The 19,839-nt window shown below is 57.8% G+C and carries 18 protein-coding genes; 6 read left to right on the top strand and 12 right to left on the bottom strand.

Translation table 11 applies throughout. The features are described 5' to 3' along the window. Positions 1 to 41 precede the first annotated feature (41 nt). Positions 42 to 1,034, top strand: a complete 993-nt coding sequence (gene thiL / locus GF111_RS07950; RefSeq protein ID WP_038876155.1) for a thiamine-phosphate kinase — start codon at positions 42 to 44, stop codon at positions 1,032 to 1,034. Next, entirely contained in the window at positions 1,027 to 1,521 is a 495-nt protein-coding gene (pgpA, locus tag GF111_RS07945; RefSeq protein ID WP_004940382.1) for a phosphatidylglycerophosphatase A, read from the top strand. The genes thiL and pgpA overlap by 8 nt, the downstream gene beginning before the upstream one ends. Before the next feature lie 32 nt (positions 1,522 to 1,553). On the opposite strand, the gene GF111_RS07940 is transcribed toward pgpA, so the two are convergent. The 4 genes from GF111_RS07940 to xseB all read right to left on the bottom strand — a co-directional run bounded on the left by GF111_RS07940 (position 1,554) and on the right by xseB (position 5,731). Then, the gene (locus GF111_RS07940; protein WP_047728736.1) at positions 1,554 to 2,528 is read right to left on the bottom strand and encodes an aldo/keto reductase; all 975 of its coding nucleotides are present in this window, start codon (positions 2,526 to 2,528) and stop codon (positions 1,554 to 1,556) included. A 113-nt stretch (positions 2,529 to 2,641) separates the two neighbouring features. Next, on the bottom strand, positions 2,642 to 4,507 hold the full coding sequence (gene dxs, locus GF111_RS07935) for a 1-deoxy-D-xylulose-5-phosphate synthase (protein ID WP_147190114.1): 1,866 nt from the start codon (positions 4,505 to 4,507) through the stop codon (positions 2,642 to 2,644). 34 nt (positions 4,508 to 4,541) lie between these two features. Beyond that, a complete protein-coding gene (gene ispA / locus GF111_RS07930) occupies positions 4,542 to 5,462 on the bottom strand; it encodes a (2E,6E)-farnesyl diphosphate synthase (protein WP_047728733.1) in 921 nt (306 codons plus the stop codon). Between the two features lie 5 nt (positions 5,463 to 5,467). Then, positions 5,468 to 5,731: an exodeoxyribonuclease VII small subunit gene (xseB, locus tag GF111_RS07925; protein WP_047728731.1), complete on the bottom strand. Its 264-nt coding sequence runs from the start codon at positions 5,729 to 5,731 to the stop codon at positions 5,468 to 5,470. Positions 5,732 to 5,891: 160 nt separating this feature from the next. On the opposite strand from xseB, the gene thiI reads away from it, so the two are divergent. The 3 genes from thiI (at position 5,892) to GF111_RS07910 (ending at position 10,901) form a co-directional block, all read left to right on the top strand. Beyond that, positions 5,892 to 7,340, top strand: coding sequence for a tRNA uracil 4-sulfurtransferase ThiI (thiI, locus tag GF111_RS07920; protein WP_047728729.1), 1,449 nt, complete (start codon positions 5,892 to 5,894; stop codon positions 7,338 to 7,340). A 436-nt stretch (positions 7,341 to 7,776) separates the two neighbouring features. Then, positions 7,777 to 9,240 (top strand): filamentous hemagglutinin N-terminal domain-containing protein, encoded by a 1,464-nt coding sequence (locus tag GF111_RS07915; protein ID WP_147190117.1) that lies wholly within the window; start codon positions 7,777 to 7,779, stop codon positions 9,238 to 9,240. A 122-nt stretch (positions 9,241 to 9,362) separates the two neighbouring features. After that, a complete protein-coding gene (locus tag GF111_RS07910) occupies positions 9,363 to 10,901 on the top strand; it encodes a ShlB/FhaC/HecB family hemolysin secretion/activation protein (RefSeq protein WP_162419850.1) in 1,539 nt (512 codons plus the stop codon). 46 nt (positions 10,902 to 10,947) lie between these two features. On the opposite strand, the gene yajL is transcribed toward GF111_RS07910, so the two are convergent. Both yajL and panE read right to left on the bottom strand, forming a co-directional pair. Next, on the bottom strand, positions 10,948 to 11,550 hold the full coding sequence (gene yajL / locus GF111_RS07905; protein ID WP_147190121.1) for a protein deglycase YajL: 603 nt from the start codon (positions 11,548 to 11,550) through the stop codon (positions 10,948 to 10,950). Next, entirely contained in the window at positions 11,513 to 12,424 is a 912-nt protein-coding gene (panE, locus tag GF111_RS07900) for a 2-dehydropantoate 2-reductase (protein ID WP_055316559.1), read from the bottom strand. Before panE ends, yajL begins: the two co-directional genes overlap by 38 nt. Before the next feature lie 182 nt (positions 12,425 to 12,606). Between panE and GF111_RS07895 the strand changes: the two genes are divergently transcribed. Continuing rightward, on the top strand, positions 12,607 to 13,098 hold the full coding sequence (locus tag GF111_RS07895; RefSeq protein ID WP_025301759.1) for a YajQ family cyclic di-GMP-binding protein: 492 nt from the start codon (positions 12,607 to 12,609) through the stop codon (positions 13,096 to 13,098). 34 nt (positions 13,099 to 13,132) lie between these two features. On the opposite strand, the gene GF111_RS07890 is transcribed toward GF111_RS07895, so the two are convergent. The 6 genes from GF111_RS07890 to cyoA all read right to left on the bottom strand — a co-directional run bounded on the left by GF111_RS07890 (position 13,133) and on the right by cyoA (position 19,491). Then, positions 13,133 to 14,497, bottom strand: a complete 1,365-nt coding sequence (locus tag GF111_RS07890; protein ID WP_162419849.1) for an MFS transporter — start codon at positions 14,495 to 14,497, stop codon at positions 13,133 to 13,135. 198 nt (positions 14,498 to 14,695) lie between these two features. Next, positions 14,696 to 15,586, bottom strand: a complete 891-nt coding sequence (gene cyoE / locus GF111_RS07885) for a heme o synthase (RefSeq protein WP_015376842.1) — start codon at positions 15,584 to 15,586, stop codon at positions 14,696 to 14,698. Positions 15,587 to 15,603: 17 nt separating this feature from the next. Next, a complete protein-coding gene (locus tag GF111_RS07880; RefSeq protein ID WP_019454195.1) occupies positions 15,604 to 15,942 on the bottom strand; it encodes a cytochrome o ubiquinol oxidase subunit IV in 339 nt (112 codons plus the stop codon). Continuing rightward, complete coding sequence (locus GF111_RS07875) at positions 15,942 to 16,556, bottom strand: cytochrome o ubiquinol oxidase subunit III (RefSeq protein WP_147190125.1); 615 nt, start codon at positions 16,554 to 16,556, stop codon at positions 15,942 to 15,944. The genes GF111_RS07880 and GF111_RS07875 overlap by 1 nt, the downstream gene beginning before the upstream one ends. Further along, on the bottom strand, positions 16,546 to 18,537 hold the full coding sequence (cyoB, locus tag GF111_RS07870; RefSeq protein WP_033637313.1) for a cytochrome o ubiquinol oxidase subunit I: 1,992 nt from the start codon (positions 18,535 to 18,537) through the stop codon (positions 16,546 to 16,548). The genes GF111_RS07875 and cyoB overlap by 11 nt, the downstream gene beginning before the upstream one ends. 3 nt (positions 18,538 to 18,540) lie before the next feature. Beyond that, positions 18,541 to 19,491 (bottom strand): cytochrome o ubiquinol oxidase subunit II, encoded by a 951-nt coding sequence (gene cyoA, locus GF111_RS07865; protein ID WP_025301763.1) that lies wholly within the window; start codon positions 19,489 to 19,491, stop codon positions 18,541 to 18,543. Between the last annotated feature and the right edge of the window lie 348 nt (positions 19,492 to 19,839).

Below are 19,839 nucleotides of genomic sequence, written 5' to 3'. Positions count from 1 at the left end.
CCGGCATTCCCGGCCTTAATTTCTTCTAGTGGAATATCGATATGGCATGCGGCGAATTTGACCTCATTGCCCGCTATTTTGACCGGTTTAAGCGCGTGCGCCGGGATGTACAGTTGGGCATTGGAGATGACTGCGCACTGCTGGCAGTGCCGGAAAAACAGCTGGTGGCCGTCAGTACCGATACGTTGGTCGCGGGCATTCACTTCCTGCCGGACATCGATCCGGCCGATCTCGGTTATAAGGCGCTGGCGGTCAATCTGAGCGATCTGGCGGCGATGGGCGCCGATCCGGCCTGGCTCTCGCTGGCACTGACCCTGCCGGAGGTGGACGAGCCCTGGCTGAAGGCCTTCAGCGATAGCCTGTTCGATCAGCTCAACTATTACGGCATGCAGCTGATCGGCGGCGATACCACGCGCGGCCCGCTGAGCATGACGTTGACCATTCAGGGGCTGATCCCGGCCGGCCGGGCGCTGACCCGCAGCGGTGCGCGCATCGGCGACTGGATCTATGTGACCGGCACGCTGGGCGACAGCGCCGCCGGTCTGGCGATCCTGCAGGATCGCCTGGCGGTGACGGATGCGGCGGCGCGTGATTATCTGGTCGCCCGCCATCTGCGGCCGCAGCCGCGGGTGCTGCAGGGGCAGGCGCTGCGGGATCTGGCCAGCTCGGCGATCGACATCTCTGACGGCCTGATTTCCGATCTGAAGCATATCCTGAAGGCCAGCGACTGTGGCGCGCGCATCGTGCTGGACGAGCTGCCGATGTCGCAGGCGCTGAGCAGCCACGCCGATGCCGAGCAGGCGCTGCGTTGGGCGCTGGCGGGCGGCGAAGATTATGAGCTGTGCTTCACCGTGCCGGAGATCAACCGCGGCGCGCTGGAAGTGGCGCTGAGCCACCTCGGGGCCGACTACACCTGCATCGGCCAAATTGGCCCGCTGTCTGAAGGCATCCGCTATTATCGCAACGACGAAGCGGTAGAGCTGGATTGGATTGGGTTCGATCATTTCAACGCGGAGCCGGGCACCCATGGATGAAGCCAAGCGTCGGCTGCGGATGAGCAATCCGTGGCACCTGCTGGCCACCGGGTTTGGCAGCGGTTTGTCGCCGGTGATGCCGGGCACCATGGGATCGCTGGCGGCGATCCCGTTCTGGCTGCTGCTGATCCAGCTACCGTGGCAGCTTTACTCGCTGGCGGTGATGTTCAGCATCTGCATCGGCGTCTATATTTGCCACCGCACGGCAAAAGACATGAAGGTGCACGATCACGGCAGCATCGTCTGGGACGAGTTCGTCGGCATGTGGATCACACTGATGGCGCTGCCGGTCAACGACTGGCGCTGGGTTGCCGCCGGTTTCGTCATCTTCCGCATTCTGGATATGTGGAAACCGTGGCCGATCCGCTGGTTCGACCGCAACGTGCATGGCGGCATGGGCATCATGGTCGACGATATCATCGCCGGCGTGCTGTCTGCCGGCATCATCTACCTGATTGGGCACCACTGGCCGATCGGTCTGTTCTGACAGACGGGCGCGCTGTTTCGCGCCCGTTTCTCTTATTCAAATCCCGTCACCCGATGCGGCACGTAAGCCGTCTCCAGCTCCGCGACCTCTTGCGGCGACAAACTCAAATCGACCGCGGCGATGGCGTCGTCCAACTGCTCGCTGCGCGAAGCGCCGACGATCGGCGCGCTGACCGCCGGTTTGTTCAGCAGCCAGGCCAGCGCGATCTGCGCGCGTGAAACACCGCGTTCCTCGGCGAGGCTGGCGACGCGTTCGGCGATAATGGCGTCGATGCCTTCAGTTTCTTCGTACAGGCTCTTGCCGAACTGGTCGGAAACCAGCCGCGCGGTGGTTTCGCCCCAGGGGCGGGTCAGGCGGCCGCGCGCCAGCGGGCTCCACGGCAGCACGGCGATGCCTTCGGCGGCGCACAGCGGATGCATTTCGCGCTCTTCTTCGCGCTGAATCAGGTTGTATTGATCCTGCATGCTGACGAAGCGCGTCCAGCCGTGCAGATCGGCGGTATACAGCGCCTTGGCGAACTGCCAGGCGTACATCGAAGAGGCGCCGATGTAACGCGCCTTACCGGCTTTCACCACGTCGTGCAGCGCTTCCAGCGTCTCTTCCAGCGGCGTTTCGTAATCCCAGCGGTGGATCTGCAGCAAATCGACATAGTCGGTGCCCAGGCGCCGCAGGCTGTCGTCGATGGACTGCATGATGTTGGCGCGCGATAAACCGCGCTTCAGGTTACTCAGCGGGAAATACACCTTGGTGGCGACCACCACGTCTTCGCGGCGCGCATAGTCGCGCAGCGCCCGGCCGAGGATTTCCTCGCTGCTGCCGTCGGAATAGCTGTTGGCGGTGTCGAAAAAGTTGATGCCGGCTTCCAGCGCCTGTTTCAGCAGCGGGCGGCTGCTCTCTTCCGGCAGCGTCCAGGCGTGATTGCCGCGGTTCGGTTCGCCGTAGGTCATGCAACCCAGGCAGATGCGCGAGACGTTCAGATCGGTGTTGCCCAGTTTCAGGTACTTCATGCTTGCCTCCCATTCACAGCTCAGACAGTAACTGTAGCGCGGATCTCGGGGAGAGGGGGCGGAAACAAAAACGCCCCCGAAGGCGGAGGCGTTTTGTCAGGCGCGAGTGGCGATTACTGCGCCAGCCAGGTTTCGATTTGCCGCTGAATGCCGGCGGCGTCCAACCCCAGCTCGGCGCGCAGTTCTTCCTGGGTGCCCTGCGAGACGAAGCTGTCCGGCAGGCCGAGGTTCAGCACCGGCACCGGACGGCGTTTGGCCATCAGCAGTTCGTTGACGCCGCTGCCGGCGCCGCCCATGATCGCGTTCTCTTCCAGCGTGACCAGCGTTTCATGGCTGGCGGCCAGTTCGAGCACCAGCTGCTCGTCCAGCGGTTTGACGAAGCGCATGTCGACCAGCGTGGCGTTGAGCGCTTCCGCCGCTTGCGCGGCCTCCGGCAGCAGGGTGCCGAAGTTGAGAATGGCGATCTTTTCCCCCTGGCGGCGCACCACGCCTTTGCCGATCGGCAGCAGGCTGAGCGGCTCCAGCGCCGCGCCGGTGCCGGTGCCGCGCGGATAGCGCACCGCGCTCGGGCCGGCATTGTAGTGATAGCCGGTATACAGCATCTGGCGGCATTCGTTCTCGTCGCTTGGCGTCATGATCACCATGGTCGGGATGCAGCGCATGAACGACAGATCGAACGCCCCCTGGTGGGTCTGGCCGTCGGCGCCGACGATGCCGCCGCGATCGATGGCGAACATCACCGGCAGGTTCTGGATCGCCACGTCATGGATCAGCTGATCGTAGGCGCGCTGCAGGAAGGTGGAATAGATCGCCACCACCGGCTTGTAGCCGCCGATCGCCAGTCCGGCGGCGAAGGTGACCGCGTGCTGCTCGGCGATCGCCACGTCGAAATATTGCTGCGGGTAGTCGCGGGAGAACTGCACCATGCCGGAGCCCTCGCGCATCGCCGGTGTGATCGCCATCAGCGAGCTGTCTTTGGCGGCGGTTTCACACAGCCAGTCGCCGAAGATTTTCGAATAGGTCGGCAGACCGCCGGCGCTTTTCGGCAGCGTGCCGCTGGCGGGATCGAACTTCGGCACCGCGTGGAAGCTGATCGGATCCTTCTCCGCCGGCGCGTAACCGCGGCCTTTCTTGGTCATGATGTGCAACAGCTGCGGGCCTTTCAGATCGCGCATGTTTTTCAACGTGGCGACCAGCCCCTGCACGTCGTGCCCGTCTACCGGGCCGATGTAGTTAAAGCCCAGCTCTTCAAACAGCGTGCCCGGCACCACCATCCCCTTCAGATGCTCTTCGGTGCGTTTCACCAGCTCTTTGATCGGCGGCACGCCGGCCAGCACTTTCTTGCCGCCTTCGCGCAGGGTGGAGTAAAGCTTGCCGGACAGCAGCTGCGCCAGGTGGTTGTTCAGCGCGCCGACGTTTTCCGAGATCGACATCTCATTGTCGTTCAGCACCACCAGCATGTCCGGATTGATGTCGCCGGCGTGGTTCATCGCTTCGAACGCCATGCCGGCGGTGATGGCGCCGTCGCCGATCACGCACACCGTGCGGCGGCCTTTGCCTTCACGCTCCGCCGCCACCGCCATGCCGAGGCCGGCGCTGATTGAGGTCGACGAGTGGCCGACCGACAGCACGTCGTATTCGCTTTCGGCGCGCCACGGGAACGGATGCAGGCCGTTTTTTTGCCGAATGGTGGCGATACGGTCGCGGCGGCCGGTCAGAATTTTGTGCGGGTAGGCCTGGTGGCCGACGTCCCACACCAGGTGATCGAACGGCGTGTTGTAGACGAAATGCAACGCCACCGTCAGTTCGACGGTACCCAGCCCGGAGGCAAAGTGGCCGCTGGAGCGACTGACGCTGTTCAGCAGGTATTGCCGCAGCTCATCGCACAGCTTCGGCAAGCTCTCTTTGGGCAGTGAGCGGAGTTCCTCGGGGTTTTCCGCTAGCGCCAGGGTTGGGTATTTGGCTATATCAAGACTCATTCGATACTCATATCAGAGGAGTTAACGTCACACGTTAATTGTCGCGTTCAATAATGAAGCTGGCTAACGCTCGCAATGGCGCTGTGTTATAAGATTGCGCTGCCAAAGTGTCCAATGCAGCTAATGCTTCCTGATAGAGATCCCACGCTTTTGCTTTCGCGCTGTCAAGCCCGAGCAACGCCGGGTAGGTACTCTTTCCGTGTTGTTGGTCCGCTCCCTGGCGCTTGCCGATTTTTTCAGTCTCGCCGACAACGTCCAAAATGTCATCCTGTACCTGGAACGCCAGGCCAACCGCGGCGGCGTAACGATCCAGCTGCGGCAACGCCGCACGTCCGGCTTCGCCGGCGCTCAGCGCGCCCAGGCGCACCGCGGCGCGGATCAGCGCGCCGGTTTTATGGCGGTGGATCTGCTCCAGCGCCTGCAGATCAACACGCTTGCCTTCGGCTTCCAGATCCAGAGATTGGCCGCCGCACATGCCGGCTACGCCGCTGGCGGTCGCCAGTTCGGAAACCATCGCCAGCCGATCGCGCAGGGCCACGTCAGGCATTTCGGCATCGGCCAGGATCGAAAACGCCAGCGTTTGCAGCGCATCGCCGGCCAGGATCGCGTTGGCTTCGCCGAATTTAATGTGGCAGGTCGGCTGGCCGCGGCGCAGATCGTCGTCGTCCATCGCCGGCAGATCGTCGTGGATCAGCGAGTAGGCGTGAATGCATTCCACCGCCGCCGCTGGCGCGTCCAGGTTGGCCAGCGACACGCCGAACATCTGGCCGGTGGTGTACACCAGGAACGGGCGCAGGCGCTTGCCGCCCAGTAAGGCGCCGTGACGCATCGCCGCCACCATGTTGCCGTCGTTGAACGGCAGCGGGGCGATGAAATCCAGCAGCGCGCGATCGGCGCGCTGGCGGAAAATCTGCAGTTGATCGGCAAAAGCGGCCGATGGGGCGATCTCAGACATGTCTGTTACTCGGCATCCGGTGTGAAAGGCGCCAGCGCCGCATCGTCGGCGCTGTCGTTAAGAAGTATCTGCACACGCTGTTCCGCCTGTTGCAGTTTCTGCTGGCCCTGACGCGCCAGCTGTACGCCGCGTTCGAACTCGTTCAGCGCGTCTTCCAGCGGCAGTTCGCCCGACTCCAGACGCGTCACGATGCTTTCCAGCTCGCCGAGGGCGTTTTCAAAGCTGGCAGTTTGCTCTGTACTGGCTGATTGTGCTGGTTTTTTCGGCATAATTTTCTTTTTACGTCATCATGTGAACCGTGGCGCCAGAGCCTATCCTAGCGGATCTTGATTAGCAAATCATGGCGCTCATGTGTGGTTTTGTGCGCAGAGCACGGCGATATGGTGATATACTCCGCGCCGTAATTCTTATCTGACAACAAAGACCGCCATGAAGTTTATCATTAAATTGTTCCCGGAAATCACCATCAAGAGCCAATCTGTGCGCTTGCGCTTTATCAAGATTCTCTCGACCAATATTCGCAACGTCCTGAAGCAGTATGATGAAACGCTGGCGGTCGTCCGTCACTGGGATCATATCGAAGTTCGCGCCAAAGATGAAAACCAGCGGCCGATCATTGCCGACGCCCTGACGCGCATTCCCGGTATCCACCATATTCTGGAAGTGGAAGATCGCGCTTATACCGACATCCACCACATCTTCGAGCAGACGCTGGAAGCCTACCGCGCCCAGCTGGAAGGCAAAACCTTCTGCGTGCGCGTCAAGCGCCGCGGCAAGCAGGCGTTCAACTCGCAGGACGTGGAGCGCTACGTCGGCGGCGGCCTGAACCAACACATCGAAAGCGCGCGCGTTAACCTTACCCGCCCGCAGGTCACGGTAAACCTGGAGATCGAAGACGACAAGCTGATGCTGGTCAAACGCCGTCTCGAAGGCATCGGCGGTTACCCGGTCGGCACTCAGGAAGACGTAATGTCGCTGATTTCCGGCGGTTTCGACTCGGGCGTGTCCAGCTACATGCTGATGCGCCGCGGCTGCCGCGTGCACTTCTGCTTCTTCAACCTGGGTGGCGCCGCACACGAGATCGGCGTGAAGCAGGTGGCGCACTACCTGTGGAATCGCTTCGCTAGCTCGCATAAGGTGCGCTTCGTCGCCATCGACTTCGAGCCGGTGGTGGGTGAGATCCTGGAGAAGGTCGACGACGGCCAGATGGGCGTGGTGCTCAAGCGCATGATGGTGCGCGCCGCTTCGCAAGTGGCCGAACGCTACGGCGTGCAGGCGCTGGTGACCGGCGAGGCGCTGGGGCAGGTCTCCAGCCAGACGCTGACCAACCTGCGTTTGATCGACAATGCGTCCGATACCCTGATCCTGCGTCCGCTGATCTCGCACGATAAAGAGCACATCATCAAACTGGCGCGCGAAATCGGCACCGAAGACTTCGCCAAAACCATGCCGGAATACTGCGGTGTGATTTCGAAGAGCCCGACGGTGAAAGCGATCAAGGCCAAGATCGAAGAGGAAGAGAGCCACTTCGATTTCAGCATTCTCGACCGGGTGGTGAGCGAAGCGAAGAACGTCGATATTCGCTCTATCGCCGAGCAGGCGCAGGAGCAGGTAACCGAGGTAGAAACCGTCGCGGCCTTCGGCGCCGACGAGGTGATCCTGGATATCCGTTCCAACGACGAGCAGGAAGAGAAGCCGCTGCAGCTGGAACAGGTTGAAGTGAAAGCGCTGCCGTTCTACAAGCTGAGCACCCAGTTCGGCGATCTGGATCAGAGCAAAACCTATCTGCTGTATTGCGAGCGCGGCGTGATGAGCCGCCTGCAGGCGCTGTACCTGCTGGAGCAAGGCTTCAGCAACGTGAAGGTTTATCGCCCGTAATTTCTCCGCCGGCGTCGCCAGACGCCGGCCTTTTTCGTACAATTCTTTATTCCCCGATTTAATAACCCTGTTCATTGCATTGTTTTATTAATGATAAAGCCAACTTGAGTTTTGTTTCTATTTAAATATCCTTAATCAATATATTAAATATCTATTGATTTTTTTATTTATTTTTATGGTTATTATTGCTGTCGAATGCTGACAGACCTGTCGGTTTTTATCTGCCAACTCCCTATTGAAATTATGTTTCGGCATTTGATTGCGCATGTTTTTCTCTTACTGTGCAAATTTTATTTTTGCTGAGCATTGGCCATTGATATTTTATGGTTATCAGGGTAACGCACATTGCATAAGGATATATCCCTATGGCCATTAATGTTTTCGACATTAGTCTGAACATCAGTTAATGGTTGACTGGGATTAAGGAGAGCGATTAATGAAAATGAATAAGACGACATTGCTGTTGTCGGCAGCGGCGTTTCTGGTGCCCAGCGCGCCGCTGTTGGCGCAAATAGTACCTCAGACGGGTGGGGCATCAGTTGAGCATATCAATCAGGTGCCGGTGGTGAACATCAATCGTGCAGGTGCGGACGGTGTCTCTCATAACGTTTACACGCAGTTTGATATTGGCGTTCAGGGCGCTATTTTAAATAACAGCCTTTCGGGCGCTAATACGTCATTGGCCGGTGCTGTTGGGGGAAACGCTCAGTTAGAGGGGCGTGCAGCTAAGGTAATTCTGAATGAAGTGAACTCGGCGAATAAAAGTATTTTGAAGGGGATGGTAGAAGTCGCCGGGCAACGCGCCGATGTCGTTATTGCCAATAAATCCGGCATTACCTGTAACGGCTGTGGTTTTATCAACGCCCGTAATGGCGTATTAACTACCGCCGATTTGCAGTTCAAGGACGGCGCTTTTAACAGCTACCGGGTTAATCAAGGAAATATTCGCGTTGAGGGGGACGGGCTGAAGAAAGGCGATGTCGATTATACGGCGATCATTGCGCGTACGGCTGAAATCAGCGCTGCGGTTCATGCGGACGCGCTGTTAGTCTCGGCGGGGAAAAAAACGGTTTCAGCGGATTTATCCCGCTTCAATAACGTTGAAGCTTCTAAAGATAAGCCTGAAGTGTTGGTCGACGTCGCCGAGTTGGGCGGCATGTACGCCAACAAAATTAAGCTGGTCGCCAATGAAAACGGCGTAGGTGTCAATAGCGGCAATGCCAATGGGGCTGGGTCCAACACCGGCACTTCGTTGAATAATGTCAGTATCGTCAGTATCCAGAGCGACGCGGGAAGTTATGAACGCGTGCAAATCGGCAACGGTGCCCAAAATGTATCCCGCGCTTCTGTCGGTGTTGCTAACCGCGGGCAGATTCAGGCGAAAAATGGCGGCGTTGACATCAGTACCGACTCGCTGGTCAACCAAGGGAACATCGCTTCACAGGGGCAATTGAACATCAGCGCCACCCGGCTGCAAAATGAAAAGAATGTGAGCGCGCGTTCGGCATCCATCACGGCCACACAGTTGGACAATACCGGCGGCATTCAATCCGCGCAGGCTTTGCAACTCAACGCCACCAGCTTGTTTAACGCTGACAATGGCGTGATCGAAGCCCAAAACGGCGCGGCTATCCAGGGGACGTCCATTACCAACCGCGGACATATCGTTTCCCGCACCTCCTCCGTCAGCTTGTCGGATACCCGCTTCAGCAACTACGGCAGGATTGAAGCGTTTGGCGATATCAGCCATCGCGGCGTCTCTTTCAACAACTCCGGCACGATGCGCTCCACGTCCGGCCTGGTCACCAACAACGGTCGGGACATCAACAAACCCGTGAATAACTGGGGTTGGGGATACGGCGGTTTCGGCTGGCCTTACGGTTGGTCTTATTGGATGTGATAGGCGTTTCCCCCACCCTTGGGTGGGGGAATGAGTGAGAGAGCATGAAAAGGGAATTTTTTATTCTTTGTCTAGCCGTGTTGTTCAGCGGTTTCAGCCGTGCGGATTCTGTACCGGCTCCTGTGAAACAACTCGTCAGCCAGGAAAACCTCATCGGCGATACGCAGCGCAAACTGTTACCGTCTACCCCCTCTGTCTTGTCACCGCTGCCGGAACAAAACGCGCCAACGGATATTTTTGTCAACGAGTCCCCCTGTTGGGTGATCGGCTCTGTCGAAATGGCGATGGCGCCAGCAAGCCTTACTTCTTTCGAACGGTTGGCGCACGCTGCCCGCGGGCGCTGTATGGGGGGGCAAGGGTTGGCGAAATTGCACAAGAAGCTGCAAAATGAGCTGATTGCACAAGGCTATATCACTTCGCGGGTGCAGTTTGACGTGCAAGCGGTACCGGCAGGAATACTGAAGGTTCGCGTGCATTATGGCCGTATCGGCCAGTTGAGAATGCAGGCGGGCAGCAGCACCTATTTTCGCCCCGATACGCTTTTTCCCATTGCTGCCGGTGATGTGCTGAATTTACGCCGCATTGAGCAAGGGCTGGAGAATATGGGCGGAATTCCGGGCGTTATCAGCGATATTCGCATTGTTCCCGCCGAGCGACCTGGCGAAAGCGATATCGAGATTTTTCGGCGACAAGATAAATATTGGCGTTTTACCGCCTGGGCGGATGACGCCGGCGTCAGCTCCGCGGGGCGTTATCAGGCAGGCGGCGCGTTATATCTCGATAATCTGACTTCACTGGGCGATATTTTCTATCTGTCGATGGCGCGCAGCATTCTGGCGCCGCCGGGCAAAGGCAATGAAAGCCGCGCCCTGTACTATAGCTTGCCTTGGGGGCACTGGCGCTTCAGCGCGTTGGGCGGCGACAGCCGCTATCACCAGACTTTCGCCGGTAACTTCACCGATTATCGCTATAACGGCCGTTCGCAGTATTGGGGGCTGCAGACTGACTATACGTTGGCGCGCGGGATGAATGAGAAAACGGCGTTGAACGCCCAGTTGTTGCAACGTCATTACCGCTATTACCTCAATGACACGGAGATTGCCTTGCAGAGCGCGCGGTTAACCAGCCTGAAGCTGGGTGTCAGCCACCTGTATTATGGCGCTCATTCGCAGATCGCGTTGACCGCCGACGCCCTTGCCGGTGTCGGGAAGGGGAGTTCACATGCCGAACAACAGCTGCGAGCGGGCGGCAGTATGCTGAAACCCTTCAATGCATTTGGCCATCGCCTGCGTTATCTCGGGGAGTTATCGGGGCAATGGGCGAGCGCCGCACAGCCGATCCAGGATAAGTCGTTTATCGGCGATCGTTCTACGGTGCGTGGGTTTAGCGGCGACAGCAAATTGATCGGCAGCAGCGGAGGGTATCTGCGCAATACGCTGACGTTGGAACGTGACATGCTGCAACCCTATATTGGGTTCGACTATGGGCAGTTGGCCAAACAGCAGGGGGACGGCGGCCGGCTGGCGGGGAGCGTCATTGGCCTGCAGGTGAATCAGGGACGTTTTGCTGCGGACGTTTTCGCCGGCACGCCGATGGTCAAACCCGGAGCGCTGGCGAATGAGCGCCTGGTTTTGGGCTTCTCCAGCCAGCTCAGTTTTTGACGCGTTGCGGGGCGCGGATCAGCGCCCCGCATTTCAACACGTTCACTCAGTTTTCTTCACTGTCGCGATAGTCGTACATCCCCGGGATCAGCACCAGCTGCGCGGCGATCTCCGCCGCTTTGGCCTTGCCGAGCAGCAGGTCTATCAGCTTCAGCGCGAACTCCATCGCGGTGCCCGGCCCCTGGCTGGTGAGCAGGTTGACGCGTGCGTCGTACACCACGCGGCGCTCCATCCATTTATCCGCCGGGATCTGGTCTTTCAGGCCAGGGAAGCCGGTCATGTTGCCGACCGGGAACAGATCGTGGTGCTGCAGCACCAGCGCCGGCGCCGCGCAGATGGCGGCGACGATGTTGCCCTGCAGATGCATCTGCCGCACCTTTTCCACCAGCAGCGGGCTGTCGCGGAAACATTCTGCGCCTTTCAGGCCGCCGGGCAGCACGATGGCGTCGAACGGCTCATCGACGATCGCCACCAGCGGCGCGTCGGCCAGCAGTTTGACGCTGCGCGAACAGACGATAGTCAGCTCGCCGTCGCCGGCAACGCTGGCGGTAGTGACTTTTACGCCCGCCCGCACCAGCAGATCGATGGTGGTGACGGCTTCGGTTTCTTCGCTACCAGGTGCCAGGCAGACCAGCGCCGATACGCTCATATTCATTTTCCTTTCGTTTAATCAGTTCAAACAGCCGCGCATTTTCCGGCAGCGCGAGGCCGTGGCTGCGCGCGCGGCGCAGCAGGTAACCGGTGATGTAGTCGATCTCGGTGTGCCGCTGGTTGCGGATATCCTGCAGCATCGACGAAACGTTGTCGGCGGTGCTGTGTATCACGTCCATCACGTATTGCATCAGACCTTCGCAGGAGGTGTGGTAGCCCTCCATCGCCATCACGCTGGCGACTTCACGACACAGCGTTTCGATCTGTTCCGGGTAGCGCTGCAGATCGCCGTTACGGCAGCCATACAGCGCCGTCAGCGGGTTGATCACGCAGTTGACCGCCAGCTTGCGCCAGTTGGCCGAGGCGATGTTGTTGTGCCAGGCAACGTCGGGCAGCGCCTGATGCAGCACTTCCGCCAAGTGGCTGAGGTGCTGGGCGGCAGGTGAGCTCGGGCCGATGTGGGTGATGCCGGTGGCGACGTGGATAATGGTGCTGCCTTCGTGGCGCGCGGCGTGGGTGGTGGTGCCCTGCAGGATCGGCTGGCCGTTCGGCGGCAGCTCCTCTTGGGTGCCCATGCCGTTGTGCAGCAGCAAAATGGCGCACTGGGGGTTCAACTTCGGCAGTAGCGCGCTGACCGCGCTGGACACCTGCCAGGCTTTCAGCGTCACCAGCAGCAGCTCGCTTTGCGCAAGGTGCTCCGGATCGTTGGTGGGCAAGTTGCGATTAAACGAGACGCCTTCCGGCTCTATCACGTTCACCGCGCAAAAAGGCTGCGGCACTCTTAGCCATCCCTGTACATCGTGGCCCTGCTGATACAGCCGGGAGAGCCACAGTTGTCCGAGCGCGCCGCAACCAAGAATGGTTATTTTCATTCAGTCTCCTTGGAAACACGGGAATACCGCTCAATTACCGTGAATTAACTATAGGCTTTATGGCAGCCCGAAGCGCTATCCCTGCGTGCGTTCAGCAGATTTTGTCTGAGGCGGCAAAGCGGTTATCATGCTCGGCATCAAAATCGCCTAAGCTATTAGGCACTCATTCAGGAGGAAGAAGTATGCCATCTTTCGACATCGTTTCCGAAATTGATATGCAGGAAGTGCGTAACGCCGTTGAGAACGCCACCCGCGATCTCGGCACCCGCTGGGATTTTCGCAACGTGCCGGCCAGCTTTGAGCTAAACGAGAAAGACCAAAGCATCAAGGTTGCCACCGAGTCTGATTTCCAGGTGCAGCAGCTGCTCGACATTCTGCGCGAAAAGCTGAGCAAGCGCAGCATCGACGGCGCTGCGCTGGAGATCCCGGAAGAGTTTACCCACAGCGGTAAAACCTACAGTGTGGAAGCCAAGCTGAAGCAGGGGATTGAAACCTCTGTGGCGAAGAAAATCGTCAAGCTGATCAAAGACAGCAAGCTGAAGGTGCAGGCGCAGATCCAGGGCGAAGAGGTGCGGGTGACCGGTAAGTCACGCGACGATTTGCAGAGCGTGATGGCGCTGGTGCGCGGCGGCGATCTGGGGCAGCCGTTCCAGTTCAAGAACTTCCGCGATTAATCTCTACGGGGCCGGCATTGCCGGCCCTGATTCTTTACAGCGAATTGACCAGCGCTTCCAGCTGACCGCGATTGGTCTGCTTGGTATCCACCTTGACGTAGGCGCTGCGCTCTTCCGGCACTACGATCGCCTCGGCCACGCCGGGCTGCGCCTTCAGGCGGCTTTCCAGCGCCGAATCCTTCACCGCCAGTTCCGACAGCGTAATGCGCAGGCTGCTGACATACGGCGGTTCTTTCATGGTGCTGCTGACCAGGAACCAGAGCGCGGCCAGCACGGCGCCGGCGATAAACACCAGGCCCGCCCCCTGCAAACCGTACAGCCAGCCGCCGAGGCTGCCGCCTATCGCCACGCCGATAAACTGGCTGGTGGAGTAGACCCCCATCGCGGTGCCCTTGTAGCCGGCCGGTGACTCTTTGCTGATCAGCGAAGGCAGAATGGCTTCCATCACGTTGAAGGCCATAAAGAACAGCTGCACGCCGGCGATGATGCCCCACAGGTGCGCGCCGGAGAGCCACAGCAGCACTTCGGCGCAGAACAGCACCGCCACGCAGCCCATAAAGACCTGCTTCATGCGGCGATATTTTTCGGCATAGATGATGAAAGGCACCACGGCGGCGAACGATACCAGCATGGTCACTAGGTAGACGATCCAGTGTTCGTTGGCCGCCAGCCCGGCTTTTTCCATCGCCAGCGGCAGCGCCACGAAGCTCGACATCAGCAGAATGTGCAGACACATGATGCCGAAGTTGAGCTTCAGCAGGCGCGAGTTGTTCAGCACTTTGCGGAAGCTGCCGCGCACGATGCTGGACTCGCGGTTCAGCAGGTGAGTGTCGGCGGAAGGCACTACCGCCAGGGTGATGACAATGCCGGCCAGCGCCAGTACGGCGATCATCCAGAACAGCGCATGCAGTCCGAAGGCGTGGGTGATGATAGGGCCCAATACCATGGCGATGGCGAAGGTGATGCCGAAGCTGACGCCGATAAACGCCATCGCCTTGGTGCGGTTCTGCTCGCGGGTCAGATCGGAGAGCAGCGCCATGACCGCGGCGGCGATCGCGCCGGAGCCTTGCAGCGCGCGGCCGAGGATCACGCCCCAGATCGAATCGGTCGCGGCGGCGATCACGCTGCCGAGGGCAAAGATCAGCAGGCCGCCGACGATCAGCGGCTTGCGGCCGATGCGATCGGACACCAGGCCGAACGGGATTTGAAACACCGCTTGCGCCAGGCCGTAGATGCCGATGGCGATGCCGATCAGCGCTTCGCTGGCGCCGTTGAGCGCCATGCCGTAGGTGGTCAACACCGGCAATACCATAAACATGCCGAGCATGCGCAGGGAGAATACGGTGCCCAATCCCCAGGTGGCGCGGCGCTCCTGCGGGGTCATTGAATTATCGTTCACATCAAACCTCGGTAAAAACCATGCCATCAGACGTTGAAACAGCGCCTGATGGCATGACTTCTGTAAAGCTGCGTCATTTTAGTGTGCAGGGCAGGGGGGGTAAATCGAATGTTGTTTAACAGATATTACAGTTCGGCCGCTTTTCGGCGTGACAAATAAAATGGGCCGCAAAAGCGGCCCATTCACAGATGATTTGGCTTACCAAACGTAGGTCACCAGCGCTTCAGGCGCCGCCGTGGCGCTGAAGTCGATCGACATCATCACGCTCAGCGAGGTGATGGCGACGATGGAGAACACGAACAGTTTACGCGCCCAGACGCTGTCGTTTTCGGTCTTGTAACCGCGCAGCGCCATGCCGAGCCACCATACGCTCACCGCCGCAGCGACGATCAGGTACTTATAGCCGGCATAACCTACCAGGGTCAGCATCAGCGTGGCGATCATAAATGCCAAGATGTAGACCGTGATGTGGTTCTTGGCGACGGAAATGCCTTTCACCACCGGCAGCACCGGAATGTTGGCCGCCTGGTAATCTTTAAAGCGGAAGATAGCGATCGCATAAGAATGCGGCATCTGCCACAGGCTAAAGATAGCCAGCAGGATCAACGCGCCGGCGTCGAACTCGTTGGTCACCGCGCAGTAGCCGATAACCGGCGGCGCGGCGCCCGACAGGCTGCCGATCAGCGTGCCGTAGACCGAGTGGCGTTTCATGTACAGGCTGTAAACGCCGACATAAACCACGAAGCCCATCACCGCCAGCCACATGGCCAGCGGATTGGCCGCGATATACAGCAACGCGAAGCCCGCAATACCCAACACGGTCGCATAAACCAGGGTGACACTCGGCGCGATCAGGCCTTTTACCAGCACCCGATTCTTCGTTCTCTCCATTTTCTTGTCGATGTCGCGGTCGATGTAGTTGTTAAACACACAGCCCGACGCGACCACCAACGAGACACCCACCAGGGTGGCGAGAAACAGGGGATAGTCGATGCTCCCTTTGGAAGCGAGCAGGAATCCCCCAACGACAGAAATTAAATTGCCGAAAATAATTCCTGGTTTAGTGACTTGCAGGTATTGCTTAATCATCACGTGCAGCTCAGCTCTTAATCGACCATCATATTGATGTTGAGGTTGTACATAATCCAGAGTGAACCTACAACAACGATACCGATGATCATAGCGGTGAACAGCAATGCCACCAGGTTCCAGCGCTCTTCCGATGAGGTGTTCATGTGCAGGAAGTAAACCAGGTGAACAATCACCTGGATAACCGCCATACCGACAACAACCGCCAGGATGGTGGAATGAGAGGCAGTGCCGTTCATTACCATCGCAAATGGAATTACCGTCAGGATGATCGACAGGATAAAGCCGACCAGGTATGACTTCACGCTGCCGTGGCTTGCGCCGCCGTGAGAGGTTTCATGGGATGAATGGCTCATTACATAACCCCCAGCAGGTAGACAACGGTAAATACGCAGATCCAGACCACATCCAGGAAGTGCCAGAACAGGCTCAGGCACATCAGGCGGGTTTTGTTGGTTGCGGTCAGGCCGAACTTGCTCACCTGAATCATCATCACGATGATCCAAATCAGGCCGGAAGTTACGTGCAGACCGTGGGTGCCGACCAGCGCGAAGAAGCTGGACAGGAACGCGCTGCGATCCGGACCGAAGCCTTCGGCGATCAGGTGATGGAATTCATAGATTTCCATCGCCACGAAGCCCAGACCAAACAGGAAGGTCAGGAACAGCCAGGTGTTTACACCGCCAACTTTACCCTTGTTCATGGCGATCATCGCCATGCCGTAGGTGATGGAGCTGAACAACAGCAGGAAAGTTTCGACCAGGACAAACTTCAGGTCGAAGATGTCTTTGCCTGAGGGACCGCCCGCGGTCCCGTTCACCAGGACTGCATAAGTTGCGAACAAGCTCGCAAACAAAATACAGTCGCTCATCAGGTAGATCCAGAATCCGAAGACTTTGGTCTCACCCGCATCGTGGTGCCCATGCTCTGCATGGGCTGCGTTATGATTGGTCAGAGTATCAGTTGACATGGTTCACGCCTGCTTTACGGATTTGTTCGTAGTGTTGGTTCTCAATGCGCTCGATTTCATCAACCTGCACATAGTAGTCAACATCGTGATCGAAGCTCTTGCCGATCCAGACAACGATCATACCGATGAAGCCGGCCAGAGCCATCCACCAGATTTCCCAAATCATTGCGAAACCGAAGACCAGGCTGAAGAAGGCGATGATAACGCCGGCGCCGGTGTTCTTAGGCATATGAATCGGTTCGTATTTAGCCGGTTTCTTATAAGCTTCACCTTTTTCTTTCATGTCCCAGAATTCATCACGGTCATGAATCTGCGGCACTACGGCAAAGTTATAGAACGGCGGTGGAGACGAAGTTGACCACTCCAGAGTACGAGCACCCCATGGGTCACCGGTCAGATCGCGGTTCTGTTCGCGGTCACGGATACTGACGAAGATCTGGATCAGCTGGCACAGGATGCCGCAGGCGATCAGCGCCGCACCGCCGGCTGCAACCAGCAGCAGAGGGTGGAACTCAGGGTTGATGTTCTGGCTGATACGACGGGTCATGCCCATAAAGCCCAATGCGTACAGCGGCATGAAGGCGGTGAAGAAGCCGATAATCCAGAACCAGAACGCGCGGATGCCCCATTTTTCGTTCAGCGTGAAGCCGAAGGATTTCGGGAACCAGTAGGTCAGGCCCGCGAAGCAACCGAACACCACGCCGCCGATGATGACGTTGTGGAAGTGAGCGATCAGGAACAGGCTGTTGTGCAGCACGAAGTTCGCGCCCGGCACCGCCAGCAGAACGCCGGTCATACCACCCACGGAGAAGGTGATGATGAAGCCAACGGTCCACAGCATCGCGGAGTTGAGCTTGATACGGCCCTGATACATGGTGAACAGCCAGTTGAAGATTTTCACCCCGGTCGGGATGGAAATGATCATGGTGGCGATACCGAAGAAGGCGTTAACGTTCGCGCCGGACCCCATGGTGAAGAAGTGGTGCAGCCAGACGATGAACGACAGAACGGTGATCGCAATGGTTGCCCATACCAGTGAGGTATAGCCGAACAGGCGTTTTCTGGAGAAGGTCGCGGTGACTTCGGAGAACACGCCGAACACCGGCAGAACCAGAATATACACCTCTGGGTGACCCCAGGCCCAAATCAGGTTGATGTACATCATCATGTTGCCGCCCATATCATTGGTGAAGAAATGGGTGCCCAGATAGCGATCCAGGGTCAGCAGCGCGATGGTGACGGTCAGAATTGGGAAAGAAACGATGATCAGGACGTTAGTACACAGGGCCGCCCAGGTGAACACCGGCATCTTCATCATAGGCATGCCAGGGGCACGCATCTTCAGAATGGTGGCGAAGAAGTTCACGCCGGTCAGCAGGGTACCCAGACCGGAAATCTGCAGACTCCAGATCCAGTAATCGACCCCGACGCCAGGACTGTACTCTTTACCCGACAGCGGCGGATACGCCAGCCAACCGGTCTGAGCGAACTCACCGACCCCCAGGGAGATGTTGATCAGCACAACGCCCACCACGAAGAACCAGAAGCTCAGGGAGTTCAGGAACGGGAAGGCGACGTCGCGCGCACCGATTTGCAGCGGCACCACGACGTTCATCAGGCCGACCACGAAAGGCATCGCCATGAAGAAGATCATGATAACGCCGTGCGCGGTGAAGATCTGGTCGTAGTGGTGCGGCGGCAGGAACCCGGCTTCGCCGGCGGACGCCAACGCCTGCTGGCTACGCATCATGATGGCGTCGGCGAAGCCGCGCAGCAGCATGACCATCGCCACGATGATGTACATGATACCAATTTTTTTATGGTCGACCGAAGTCAGCCATTCGCTCCACAGCCACTTCCATTTGCCGAAATATGTCAGCAGCGCCAGCACTGCCAGGCCCCCGACAATAATTGCGGCTACGGTGACCATGATGATCGGTTCGTGGTACGGAACCGCATCAAGTGTTAATTTTCCCAACATCAGTTATTCCTCGGCTCCGGCGTGAGCAGCATGTTCACCCATGTCCATACCTTGGCTCATGTCCATGCCTTCGTGCGCGCCAGCGCCCTTGTGCATATCCATGTCACCCATGAATTTGGCAATTGTTTCTTTGAACAAATTCGGTTTGACAGCGGCAAAGTACTCAACCGGGTTGTTTTCACTCGGCTCTGCCAGTTTGTTAAAGTCGTCGGTGGTGTTCAGGTTTTTAGACGATGCCTTCACCTTGGCCACCCACTGATCGAAGTCGCCTTCGGTCGGGGTAACGATCGCGGTGAATTTCATACCGGAGAAGCCTGCGCCGCTGTAGCTGCTGGAGATGCCCTTGTAGGCACCGGCTTCGTTGCCGATCAGGTGCAGTTTGGTCTGCATGCCGGCCATCGCATAAATCTGTCCACCCAACTGCGGGATAAAGAACGAGTTCATTACCGAGTTAGAGGTGATCTTGAATTCGACTGGAACATCTTTCGGGAAAGCCAGCTCATTAACGGTCGCAATGCCTTGTTCCGGGTAGATGAACAGCCATTTCCAGTCGAGCGACACCACTTCGATCGTCATCGGCTTCTTGTCGGTGACAATCGGCTTGAACGGGTCGAGTTCGTGGGTAGTCTTCCAGGTAATGGTGCCAAGGATGGCGATGATAATGATAGGAATGGTCCAGACGACCGCTTCGATCTTGTTGGAGTGGGCCCAGTTCGGACTGTACTTGGCGTCTTTGTTGGAAGCGCGATACTTCCAGGCAAAGGCGAACGCCATGAAGATAACTGGCACCACCACGATCAACATCAACGCGATTGCAGTGATAATCAGTGTCCGTTGCTCAACACCAATTGCTCCTTTGGGATTCATCAAAACCATATCGCAACCACTGAGCAATACAGTGGCTGCGATTAATGACAGCATCCCAATACTTTTATTGTATTTCTTAAGTCTCATCTAACGACCTCAATAACAAAGGCTCAATTGTCGTTTCATGTGTGCGGGCATTTTACGGGAAGGTTGCAGTACTGTAAACATGCTTAAGGGAGTGTCAGCGGCTTGTTGACACTTTCTGTTAAGGGGGTCACAGATGTAACCCTGCGTGACAATTTACCAATGACAACAACGCGTTGGCACGCTGAATCGTGACGAGCAGTCCGTATGTTAAGGAAAACTAAAGGTATGATGAATTTGGCGAAGAAATGCGCGGCGGGGAAATACGCAGAAAAGGTTTATTTAATGTAAAATAATTGTGTCTTAAAAGTGAATTTAATTTTATTTCCGAGTGCGGCAGTCGGATAAAAA

It is taken from the genome of Serratia sp. HRI (assembly GCF_010119335.3).
Lineage (GTDB): Bacteria > Pseudomonadota > Gammaproteobacteria > Enterobacterales > Enterobacteriaceae > Serratia > Serratia nevei.
This window is presented reverse-complemented; position numbering and strand designations above follow the sequence as displayed.